This is a genomic window from Chryseobacterium sp. GW823-FHT05E08 (assembly GCF_058795655.1).
In genome coordinates this window covers 599,218-611,302 of sequence record NZ_JBXAHY010000001.1, presented here as the reverse complement: position 1 = coordinate 611,302, position 12,085 = coordinate 599,218, and the positions used below count along the sequence as shown (strand labels likewise).

10 protein-coding genes are annotated in these 12,085 nt (G+C 35.0%); 4 read left to right on the top strand and 6 right to left on the bottom strand.

All coding sequences use genetic code 11. From position 1 onward, the window contains the following. Positions 1-25 precede the first annotated feature (25 nt). The 4 genes from AC1Q7L_RS02865 (at position 26) to AC1Q7L_RS02850 (ending at position 3,135) form a co-directional block, all read left to right on the top strand. Positions 26-1,192 (top strand): MFS transporter, encoded by a 1,167-nt coding sequence (locus AC1Q7L_RS02865; RefSeq protein WP_492305506.1) that lies wholly within the window; start codon positions 26-28, stop codon positions 1,190-1,192. Between the two features lie 107 nt (positions 1,193-1,299). Further along, positions 1,300-1,998, top strand: coding sequence for a DsbA family oxidoreductase (locus AC1Q7L_RS02860; protein ID WP_492305507.1), 699 nt, complete (start codon positions 1,300-1,302; stop codon positions 1,996-1,998). 12 nt (positions 1,999-2,010) lie between these two features. Further along, positions 2,011-2,592, top strand: coding sequence for a 5'-methylthioadenosine/S-adenosylhomocysteine nucleosidase family protein (locus AC1Q7L_RS02855; protein WP_410690548.1), 582 nt, complete (start codon positions 2,011-2,013; stop codon positions 2,590-2,592). A gap of 21 nt (positions 2,593-2,613) precedes the next feature. Then, positions 2,614-3,135: a GNAT family N-acetyltransferase gene (locus AC1Q7L_RS02850; RefSeq protein WP_492305508.1), complete on the top strand. Its 522-nt coding sequence runs from the start codon at positions 2,614-2,616 to the stop codon at positions 3,133-3,135. 1 nt (position 3,136) lies between these two features. Here AC1Q7L_RS02850 and pdeM read toward each other — a convergent pair whose 3' ends face one another. The 6 genes from pdeM to AC1Q7L_RS02820 form a co-directional block, all read right to left on the bottom strand. Beyond that, a complete protein-coding gene (gene pdeM / locus AC1Q7L_RS02845; RefSeq protein ID WP_492305509.1) occupies positions 3,137-3,781 on the bottom strand; it encodes a ligase-associated DNA damage response endonuclease PdeM in 645 nt (214 codons plus the stop codon). Between the two features lie 165 nt (positions 3,782-3,946). Continuing rightward, the gene (locus AC1Q7L_RS02840) at positions 3,947-6,391 is read right to left on the bottom strand and encodes a ligase-associated DNA damage response DEXH box helicase (protein ID WP_492305510.1); all 2,445 of its coding nucleotides are present in this window, start codon (positions 6,389-6,391) and stop codon (positions 3,947-3,949) included. A 197-nt stretch (positions 6,392-6,588) separates the two neighbouring features. Continuing rightward, a complete protein-coding gene (locus AC1Q7L_RS02835; protein ID WP_492305511.1) occupies positions 6,589-8,169 on the bottom strand; it encodes an ATP-dependent DNA ligase in 1,581 nt (526 codons plus the stop codon). A 111-nt stretch (positions 8,170-8,280) separates the two neighbouring features. After that, positions 8,281-9,300 carry a ligase-associated DNA damage response exonuclease gene (locus AC1Q7L_RS02830; protein ID WP_492305512.1) on the bottom strand — a complete coding sequence of 340 codons (1,020 nt, stop codon included), beginning with the start codon at positions 9,298-9,300 and terminating at the stop codon, positions 8,281-8,283. 73 nt (positions 9,301-9,373) lie between these two features. Next, complete coding sequence (locus tag AC1Q7L_RS02825; protein WP_492305513.1) at positions 9,374-10,711, bottom strand: MATE family efflux transporter; 1,338 nt, start codon at positions 10,709-10,711, stop codon at positions 9,374-9,376. Beyond that, positions 10,687-12,000: a lysine N(6)-hydroxylase/L-ornithine N(5)-oxygenase family protein gene (locus AC1Q7L_RS02820; RefSeq protein ID WP_492305514.1), complete on the bottom strand. Its 1,314-nt coding sequence runs from the start codon at positions 11,998-12,000 to the stop codon at positions 10,687-10,689. The genes AC1Q7L_RS02825 and AC1Q7L_RS02820 overlap by 25 nt, the downstream gene beginning before the upstream one ends. Between the last annotated feature and the right edge of the window lie 85 nt (positions 12,001-12,085).

The following is a 12,085-nucleotide window of genomic DNA, read 5'->3' as shown; positions in this document are numbered from 1 at the left end:
TAAAAATATTTAGACTAAAAGAAAAATGAAAAAATTCGCATACATAGGATGTTTAGGCTTTTTGGCCGTTATCACAACAGAATTCGGAGTGATTGGTATTCTTCCTCAAATAGCAGAACATTATCAAATAAGTATCGATAAGGCCGGGTATTTATTAAGTGCTTTTGCATTAATTATTGCGCTTACAGGACCTTTTATGACATTATTGATGTCAGGGTTTGACCGTAAAAAAGTAATGTTTGCTGCCATATTTATGTTTCTGATCACGGGAGTTGTTTCCTCATTTTCGCCACCTTTCTGGTTGCTGATGTTAGTGAGAATATTGCCTGCATTTTTACAGCCTGTTTACATTGCAAGTGCTTTATCGGTTGCAGTCTCTCATGCCGATAAAAAACACAGCAATGAATTGATGGGAATTGTATTCAGCGGTGTTGCACTGGCTATGGTAACTACCGTTCCTTTTGCGACATGGTTATCGAGTGTTTGGTCTTGGGAATCTTCTTTTATCGTTCAGTCTGTTGTGAGTGTAATTGCTTTGGCAGGAATTTATTTTTTACTGCCTTCAATGCCGGTCAAAGAGAAAAAATCTTATGGAAGTCAGCTTAAAATATTAGCACAACCTACGTTTATCATCAGCACGCTGATGAACTTTTTCATGATCACAGCTTGGTTTTCCACCTACAGTTATTTTGCTGATTATCTGAACAAAGCTAAAGGAATGGACAGCACAATGATCAGCTATATGCTTTTTCTATTCGGAATCATCGGAGTTTTTGCCAATTGGATCTCAGGAAAAATGCTGAATAAAAATATCGCCAGAACTACTGCTTTTTTCCTTTCCGGAACTATTTTAGTACCTGTTTTATTATATTTTTCAGATGGAAATTTACTGGCAACTATTGTAGTCATTGGTATTTGGGGATTTCTTTATTCTCCAAGTTTTCTAAATGCTTCCACTTATATGATCTCTTCAGTACCTCAATCACTGGAATTTGCCAACAGCTTGGCAACATCATTCGGTAATTTAGGTGTAACGCTTGGAACAACCGTAGGCGGATGGATGATCATCACAAAAGGAGTAGAGTTTAATCCTTGGATTGGTTTAGTGTTCGGGATTCTTGCCTTCATCATGATGGGAGTAAGAAGCCTGTTGGAACGCAGAGAAAAAACTGTGGTACTATGCGGGGAATAAACTGTAATATATTTGGTCGAACTAGCCAGATATATTAACTTTGATTGACTTAAAATAAGTGAAGAAATCTTTACAGAAGATTCATTAAAGTATTAAAATAAGAAAAAATGAAAGTAGAAATCTGGTCGGATGTGATGTGTCCGTTTTGCTATATTGGGAAACATAATTTTGAACAGGCGCTTGAGAAATTGCCATTCAAAGATGAGGTAGAAGTAGAGTGGAAGAGTTTTCAGCTGGATCCGACATTACATCCTTCGGAAACAAAAACAACCACTGAATATTTTAAAGAAAAGAAAGGATTTCCTGATGCTCAGGCTCAGCAAATGATTGGTCAGGTAACCCAAATGGGAGCTATGTCGGGAATTAATTTTAATTTTGAAAAAGCATTAATTACCAATACGTTTTCATCCCATAAATTGATTCATTTAGCTAAAAAATACAACAAATCTTCCGAAGCAGAAGAAGCTTTATTTGAAGCACATTTTCTTGAAGGTAAAAATGTTGGAAATCTTGAAGTACTGGTTTCTATTGCTGCAAAATTAGGAATTGATCAGGAAGAAGCACGACAGGTTTTAAGTTCTAATCAGTTTGATAACGAAGTAAATCAAGACATTACAGACGCAAAAAGTAATGGCATTAGCGGTGTTCCATTTTTTATTCTGAATGGTAAATATGCGGTTTCAGGTGCACAACCTGTAGAAGCTTTTGCAGAAGCCCTTCAACAGACGTATAAAGAAACTGTAGTTCCTTTTAAAGATATTTCTAATGGTGGAGCTTCTTGTGATGCCGATGGTTGCAGCATTTAATATTCCTATTTCATGATAAAAATAAACGACGAACTTCATTTTCCTGTTTCCGATACGCTTTTTGTTTTTGCTTTAGATTCTGAAGCTGGAGAAGATTTTAATGATAAAAATAAATTGGTTACAGGAATTGGTAAAGTAAATGCAGCCATGGAATTAACCAAAGAAATTCATATCAGAAAACCAAAATTGATTGTAAATTTAGGTTCGGCAGGAAGCAAAAGTTTTAATAAAGGTGAAGTTATTTGCTGTACAAAATTTATCCAACGAGATATGGATGTAAGAGGTCTTGGATTCAGTTTATATGAAACGCCTTTGTCCGGAATTCCGCCTGTGTTGGAATATGGTTTGAAAAAGCAGGAGCTAAAAGAAGGCGTTTGCGGAAGCGGCGACAGCTTTGAGATGAATCACTCCGAAACTGATTATAATATTGTAGATATGGAAGCCTATCCATTAGCATTGATCGCAATGAAGGAAAATATTCCGTTTCTGTGCTTAAAGTATATTTCAGATGACGCCGGAAGCGATGCAGCAGACGATTGGGCGGTACAGGTCCATTTGGCTTCTGAAGCTTTTAAGAAAATATTATTTTCATAGTTTTAATTAAAATTCTAATCAATGCCATCAATTATCATTAATAAAGCTTCTCTTGAAGACCTTGAAACATTACAAAACCTCGGAATCCAAACCTTTTCTGAAACTTTTTCAGAAAGTAATTCGGAAGAAGCGATGAAAATATATCTTGAAAAAAGCTTTCATACGGAAAAAATTAAATCAGAACTAAATAATCCTGATTCATTTTTCTTTATCGCTTGGGAAGAAGATGATGCAATAGGATACTTGAAATTAAATTGCGGCCAAGCTCAAACAGAATTACAGGATGAAACTTCGCTTGAAATTGAGCGTATCTACGTTAAGAAAAGCCACCACGGTAAAAAAGTTGGACAATTATTATACAACAAAGCTTTAGAAATAGCTCAACAGTACAAAAAATCATATCTGTGGTTAGGCGTTTGGGAAGAAAATCTAAGAGCTGTAAATTTTTATAAAAAAAACGGTTTTGTTGAATTCGACAAACATATTTTCAAATTGGGAGATGATGAACAGACCGATTTAATGATGAAAAAAATACTAGAATAATCTATATTTCATGAATTTCAGAATCCGTAAAAACATAGAATCTTCCGCCTTTCGGAAGATTTTTTGTATCTAAGCCTGTAAACTCACTAAAAGCAGGAAGTAATAACTGATTTTCCGTCTGTACAAAGCATGGAAGTCTTATTTTTTTAACTGCAGAATTGAGCGCAATTCCGGGATGAATATGACCAGTGATCTGAAAACCTTCGATTGATTTATCAAAGTCATGTATAAAAACAAAATCATTAATTTTTAATTGATTGGCTCTAAAATCAAGACATAATTTTTGGATTAAAGTTTTGGAGATTCGGTCATGATTTCCTTCAACGAGATAGAATTTTATATTTGAATATTGATTTTTCCATGAACAAAATTCGTCAACATCAGAATTATCGCCGGCATGCAAAAGATCTCCAACAACAATAAATTTTTCAGGTTTAAAATATTCTATTAAAATTGATAATCGCTCTAAATCACTTTTCATGATATGATTCGCTAAGGCAATTCCGTTTTTTCTGAAATGAGCTGTTTTTCCGATATGAAGATCGGATAAAATCAGGGCTTTTTCCTTTTTCCAAAACAACGCACGCTGATTGGTTAAAGTGAAAGTTTCGTTTTGAATAGTTGTATTTTTTGTTGCTAAATTCATTTTAATGTTTATAATTCAAACAGTTTTTTAAACAGCATATTTGTCATGCTGGAAGCATCTCTACAAAGTACGTTTAGATTTCTCTGGAATACAAAATTTATGTGAAATTTTCAAATAGTTGTCTACCATAAATTCACTATTCACTTATTGACAAATCAACTTTTTTCATTTTTTCTTCGCCTGTTCAATCAATTTTTTAATCCTCGCATCTAAACTTTCGCTTGACAAAGTCTGTCGTAAACTATCCACTTTTATCGGGAAGCTTAAAGGAGTAAAAGTATTGGCAAATTTCAAAATAATTTTTGATTTTTCTATTCGTTTAAAGGCTTCCACCAATCTTTGTTCCTGCAGCTGCATATTGAAAACTTCTGTATAAGCTTGCCTTACTAAGAAATGGTTGGGATCATAATCCTCCAGAACTTTAAAAATCAAACCTGCAGAACTTTGCAAGGCTTTGTTTGATCGCTGTTGTCCCGGGAAATTTTGGATTACCATTCCTGAAATTACGGCAATATCACGAAATTTCCTTCTTGCCATCTCCGCAGAATTAATACTTGAAATTACATCAACCATCAAATTATCTCTGGTTAATATTTTTTGCAAATTTTCTTCATTTAACGGAATTTCTTTATCGCTGAACAATTCAAAACCATAATCATTCATCGCCATTGAAAAGGAGATTGGTGCTAATTTTGAAATTCGATAAGCAATCAATGCCGCCATCACTTCGTGTACCAAACGTCCTTCAAAAGGATACATAAATAAATGATAGCCTTCGCGGTTTTTAATTAATTCAACCAAAAATTCATCATCTTTCGGAATATGAGAACGTTCTTCCTGTTTTGCCAATAATGGATGTAAAAATTTCAGTTCTTTCTCAGAAGCTTTTGGATTCAATGCTCCAGACAATTTTTCTCTTAAAAAATGTCCTAAATTAGAGCTTAACGGCAATCTTCCGCCTAAATAACTTGGCGCCATGGCTTTTCCTTTTGATAACCGAACATAGACCGTCATGTCTTTCACAATCGCTACTTCCAAAACTCTCCCGGCTAATATAAATTTTTCTTCTTTTTTTAATCTTGAGATAAAATATTCCTCAACCATCCCGATATAGCCCCCTGAAATAAATTTCACTTTCAACATCGCATCACTTACGATTGCCCCCATATTCATACGGTGAAGCATGGCTATTTTTCGTGATGTTACTTTAAATAAGCCATCTTCCATCACAACCACTTTGTGATATTCTTCGTAACTTTTTAAAGCACTTCCACCAATCGTCAGAAACTCAAGGATGCTTTTCCATTCTTCATCTCTAATTTCCTGGAAAGTATAAATTTGTTTAATCCTTTCATAGGTTTCTTCAGGATAAAATCCGTCACCAATTGCTAAAGTCATTAAAAACTGAACCAAAACATCAAAACATAACACCTGCGGATCCCGAGGCTCAATTACTTTTTGTTTGACAGCTTCTTTTAATGCCGCAACCTCGATTAACTCTAAAGAATGGGTAGGAACGCAGTATATTTTTGAGGTTTCAAAAGGGGAGTGACCACTTCTTCCTGCTCTTTGCAGGAATCTTGCAACCCCTTTTGCAGAACCAATTTGTATCACAGTATCAACAGGTTTAAAGTCAATACCTAAATCTAAAGATGAAGTGGAAACAACGGCTTTTAATTTTCCATTACTCAAATTTTCTTCAATCCAAATTCTTAAATGGGCATCAATCGAACTGTGGTGAATCGCAATCTGACCCGCAAAATCCGGATAAGCCTCCAATAACAACTGATACCACATCTCACTCTGACTTCGTGTATTGGTAAAAACAATCGTTGATTTAGAAGCTAAAATAATAGGAACTACTTTATCTGCCAATTTATGCCCAAGATGTCCAGCCCAAGGTAAAATTTCTACTTCATCAGGAAAAACAGGAATAATATCAATCTTTTTATGCTCTTTGGCGGTAATTTTAGTCTTTTTAATGTCATAAGGAATTAAAGTTTCCAACGCTTCATCTAAATTCCCAATGGTTGCTGTGATTCCCCAAATTTTCATTTTCGGAACGTATTTTCTCAATTGAGAAACGCCTAACTCAACCATAACGCCACGTTTTGAACCTAACAATTCATGCCATTCATCTACCACAAAACATTGGAGATTGGTAAAGAATCGAAGGTGGTTTTTCTGTCCGAGAAGAAGATGTAAACTTTCGGGAGTTACCACCAAAATATCAGGCATATTTTTCACCTGTTGCTGTCTTACTTTAGGATCGGTGTCACCGTTTCGAACGCCTACAAGCCAATCTAGTCCAATTTCATCAATCGCTTCCTGCATTGCCTTTGCAATATCTTTTGACAGCGAACGAAGGGGAGTTACCCAGATCATTTTTAATCCTTTTTTATACTTTTCAGGATGCGTTAGAAAATCTGAAATTAGAGCTAAAAAAACTGAAAAAGTTTTACCAAAACCAGTCGGAGCAATGACCATTCCGCTATATCCGTTGCCGAATTTCCTCCAGGTTTCTATCTGAAAATTGAAAGGGGAATTACCTTTATCAGCCATCCATTGTTGAATGACCTTAAATCCGTCGGTATTTTCAAATGCAGCCAAATTTTCTGTTTTTTAATTTTTAACGCTAGGTTCGCAAGGATATTTTTTAAATATTTTCTGTATATTCTTTCGTTCGCAAAGGCGTTTCACTCAGCCAAGGTTTATTGCTATCATTTGCTGAACGAAGTGCCCTTGCGGACGAATAATATTTTCAATTATAAATAAATTCTTTGTGTCTTTGCGTTTATAAATTTAATTTATTGAATCAGTTTTTTAATTTCTTCCAAATCATCAATTTCGTTCACGGTTTTATCTTTTCGCCATCTTACAATTCTTGGAAATCGTAATGCGACACCACTTTTATGTCGATTGCTAAAACCAATCCCCTCAAAAGCAATCTCAAAAACCAACTCCGGTTTTACGGTACGAACAGGTCCAAACTTTTCAATCGCATTTTTATTGACGAACTTGCTGACTTCCATAATTTCTTTATCCGTTAAACCTGAATATGCCTTTGCAATCGTTACCAAAGCATCGCCATTTTTTACAGCAAAACTGTAGTCGGTGTAATAAGCGCTTCGCCTTCCGCTTCCTTTTTGGGCATAAATGAGAACAGCGTCAATCGTTAAAGGATTGATTTTCCATTTCCACCAATCGCCTTTTTTTCTTCCTGAATGATATGGGGAATTCTTTTGTTTTAGCATCAAACCTTCACTATTGATATCTCTGGAATTCTCTCTGATTTGGTTTAAATCTTCCCAGTTTTCAAAATCAATAACCTGAGAAAGTTTAATGTTTTCAGGAGCTTGATTTAATAATAATTCCTCCAACATAGCGCGTCTTCCAGAGATTGGTTTTTCGCGTAAATCAGTTCCTTCCAGTTCTAAAAGATCATAACAAAAAACTTCAATCGGAATTTCCGAAAGCATTTTTTTAGTTAAATTTTTTCGGTTTAATCTTTTTTGTAATTCATTAAAATTTAAAACTTTACCATCCCTTACCGCAAGTATTTCTCCATCCAAAACAAAATTTCCTTTCATTTCCTGTATTGTTTCTGCGACTTCAGGGAATTGTTCTGTCACCAATTCTTCACCTCTCGACCAAATGAAAACTTCATCGTTTCGTCTGATGATTTGTCCACGAATGCCGTCCCATTTGTATTCAACTTGCCATTCTTCTGGAGTTCCGAGTTCTCCCAATTCTTTTTCTAAAGGATAAGCCAAACAGAAAGGATAGGGTTTTGAATTATCCGGGTTAATATTTTCCGCTGAAATCAGTTCTTTAAATGAAACTTCATCAGGTTGCCATTTTCCCATTAAACTGTGCATTAACGTACTTGCTTCCTGCCCTGAAAACTTTGTTAAAGAATTAATTAATGTTTTAGAAGAGACACCAATACGGAAACTTCCGCCTAGTAATTTATTGAAAATCAAACGTTCTGTGTAATCTAATCCATTCCAGGAATGTAAGACGAATTCTTTTTTCTCTGCTTCTGTTTTATTTTTTAAACTGATAATTTCATTCATCCATTCAGACAATGTTTTATCAATTTTTTCCATTGGAGGAGGGAGAATTAACGAAATAGTTTCACCCAAATCTCCAACCGAAGAATAGCTTTCCTGAAACAGCCAAAATGGTATTTGGGTAATTTCCAATGCCCATTCTTTCATATAATTGGTATTGACATTTCGTTTCGGCCTTTTGCCTGTGAACAAGGCGATAAACCACAATTTATCTTCATCGGGAGCGCGTTCCAGATAATCAATAATGGCGTCAATTTTTGCGTTGGTTTTGTTGGTACTTTCCAAAGCGTTGATTAGGTCTGCAAAATATTTCATAAGTAAGAAATAACATTTGTTTTGTCACTTTTTATTTCATTCTCTCTTTCCATAATTTAAGCGTTGTAACTGATCCTTGTCAAGGTTCAAAACCTTGACAAGGATCAAAAGCTAATCAGAATCTTTAATAATTTCTTTTTCATTTACCTCTTCATCATCCCCATACAACGTTTCAACGACATCAGATTTTATTCCGATTTCATTTAAATATTTAGAAAAAACTTCAGTTTGTCCGTGGGTTACATGAACAATTTCCGCTTCTGTCGCTTTAATGGCTTGCAATAATCCTTTCCAATCGGCATGATCGCTCATGGGAAATCCTGCGTCGGCACTTCGCCATCTTCTTGCTCCGCGAACCTGCATCCAGCCTGAACAAATGGCTGTTGCTGCGTCTGGTATTTTTTTTATGACATTACTATCCAACAAAGCGGGCGGAACAATCACAATATCGCCTTGAACATGTTTTATACTTTCTCTAAAATCGGGAATTTCATAGTCTGGAAGTACAATTCCGACCTCTTCAAATGCTTTATTGAGCTTACCAATCGAGTAGTGAACATGGATTTTCCCCATTCCCTCAACCGCTTTCATAATTCTTTGAGCTTTCCCCAAAGAATAACCGATAAAAACAGATGTTTTTTGATTTTCCTGATTTCGTAACACCCAGTTTTGAAGTCTTTTATTAAGATCAGGAACTTCCAGCCAATTGTAAATCGGAAGTCCGAAAGTGCTTTCTGTAACAAATTCATTGCACTTAACCAATTCAAAAGGCGTACTCAATCCGTCGTCTTGAACTTTATAATCTCCGGAAACTACACTTACATAGCCTTTATATTCCAACCGAATTTGGGCAGAACCAATGATATGACCTGCCGGATGGAGTGAAAGCTTAACACCGTTGATATCCAAGACTTCACCATATTGTAATGTCTGACATTCAATATCGGGAGAAATTCTTTGGTGTAAAATAGGTTTAGTGAAATGGTGGCACAGGTATTTTTTCATTCCCCAGCGGGCATGGTCGGCGTGACCATGCGTAATAACTGCAAAATCAACAGGTCGCCAAGGATCAATGTAAAATTTCCCTTGTGGACAGTAAATACCTTTATTGGTGAATGTGATTAGTTTCAATGGTGTGATTGGTTTAGATTTAATATTCAAAAATCTAACCAATCACTTTAAGAATGTATGAAAATTAAAATTTTTAAGCCTTTTTCAGTTTTAGCTTATAATTATTCAGTAAGAAAAAAGTAATAATTCCAACCGTCAGTTCAATTAAAGCACTTCCCCAATAGATGCTTTTAACCCCAAAATAATAGGGTAAAATCAACATTAGCGGAATGTATAATATCAACTGGCGTAAAAAGACCAAAAAACTTGCTTTCTTACTGTCATTTACTGCAGGATAGTAGGATAGCGCCAACACTGTAATCGGCAACAAAGGAAGTACGGAGAAAAATAACCTGAAATCATTAATTTGATTATCGCTCACTGTATATCCCGGAAGCATTAAGCCAATTAATTGTTTCGGGAAAATAAGGGCGATCAAAAAGAAAGGTAGCAATATGGCGATCCCGGCTACAATATAGGTTTTCAGAAATTTTCTGGCTCTATCAAATTGTCCGGCTCCAAAATTAATTCCGACAACGGGCTGTAAACCTCGCATCAATCCAAATAAAGGGGTTAATAAAAAGAGGAAAAATCGATTCAAAACGGTAAAAAATGAGATATCATTTTCGGTACCATATCTTGCGATTGCGTTGAAAATAATAATACTTTGAACGACTCCCATTACCGATAAAATCATTTCGGGAAGTCCTAATTTCAATATTTTTTTTCCAATTGTTTGATCAAATGAAATTGATTTCCAATTGGTTTTAAAAGAACTTTTTCCTTTAGCGTAATAATAAAATCCAAGAAGCGAATAGATCAGCATTCCGCAGTTCGTTGCCCAAGCTGCACCGGAAACTCCCATTCCGAAAGTGGAAATGAAAATTGGTTTTAAAATAATATCGATAACCAATCCCACGGCAATCATTACGGCTGCAGTTTTCATTTTTCCTTCTGCACGGATTAACATATTTAATGCTAAACCATAAATCCAGAAAATTGTTCCGATTAATGTAACTCTAAAATACTCAACTGCAATGGTTTGTAATTCTCCTTTTGCACCCATCATTGCCATTAATTGATACGCAAAAATATAGGCCGGAATCGTACAAAGCAAAGAGAAAAAAATACATAGAAAGTTAAAACTTCCAAATAAATTATACAATTTATCCTGCCTGTTTTCTCCAATCCACATACTTACGGCAGCACCAGCTCCTGTTCCTACTAATCTTCCAAATCCGAGAACAATTTGAGATAATGGATAGGCCATTCCGACTGCTGCAAGCGCTTTTGTATTAATTAAGTAGCCAACAAAAATGGCATCCAGAAAATTATTTATTCCATATAAAACAATCGCCGCAACGGCAGGCCATGAGGTTTCCCACATGACCTTTTTGAGATCACCTTTTAAGATGAATGTTTTGCGATCCATGCTTTTGTTGTGTTGAATTGTTGAAAGGCAATTCGCTTTTCTACTTTATAAATTTCTTTTCCGGCAATCGAATTGATGATGATTGCATTTCTGTAAGCTCCCATTCCTAAATCCGGCGTTACAAAACCATGCGTATGAAGTTCTGCATTTTGAACAAAGATATTTTCCTCATTATCAATTGTATAATAACGACTTACATCAAATAGCCCATCTTCATTTCTTTGGATTTTATTTTCAATTCCTTTCAAAAATTTTGGTTCTTTATATTTGTAGCCTGTCGCCAAAATAACATAATCTGAGATATTTGTAAATGTAATTTCATCCTGTACATGCGTGAAATTCAAAACATAAGAATTGCCTTCAGGAGAAATATTGTCCAGTTGACAGCTTGGTTTCAAGTCTACATGTAAAGGCACGTTTCCAACGCTCATTTCGTACATTGTATCGAAAATATCGTTGATCAATTCGAAATTAATTCCTTTATAAAGCGGAGGTTGTTTTGCCAATAAGTTTTTTCGCTGATTGGGTGACATTTGATAAAAATGGTCAACATATTCCGGAGAAGTCAATTCTAAGGTCAATTTTGAATATTCCATCGGGAAAAAACGGTCTGGTCTCGTGAACCAGCTCATGTGTAAATTTTCATTTGTTTCTGGCAAAATATCTTGAAAAATTTCAGCAGCACTTTGTCCGGAACCAATAATAGAAACAGATTTTGCATTCAGAATATTTTCTTTGTGATTTAAATATTCTGAAGTATGAATGACATTTGGATAGTTTTTATCATTCATAAATTCAGGCAATCTTGGCTGAGTTCCCGTTCCTAAAGCCAGTTTTTTAGTATAATATTTTGTAACATCATTATTTTTTAAATCTAAAACTTCAATGATGTAAAGTTTTTCTGATTCATTGAAAATAATATTTTCAACTTTTTTTCCGAAAAGACAATTCTGTAATTGGTTTGCTGCCCATTGACAATAAAGATTGTATTCCTTTCTTAAAATGAAGAAATCTTCTCTGATAAAAAATTTATATAAACGGTCGGTTTCCTTTAAAAAATTCAGGAAGCTGTATTTGCTTTTCGGGTCTGCCATCGTTACCAAATCTGCCATGAAAGGGACTTGTAAAGTAGCATTATTAAGCATCAAACCGGGATGCCAATCAAAGCCTTCTGCCTGATCTAAAAAAAGTGAATTGATGGATTCTACAGGCTCCAAAAGCGCTGCTAATCCTAGGTTGAAAGGACCAATGCCGATCCCGATGATATCGTATATTTTGTTGTTTTCCAATGTTTTTGTTTTTTAAAATTTGAATTATTTAACCATTAAGATTTAGTTTAAGGAGTTAAGAAATTTAAGTTAGATTCTTCATTTC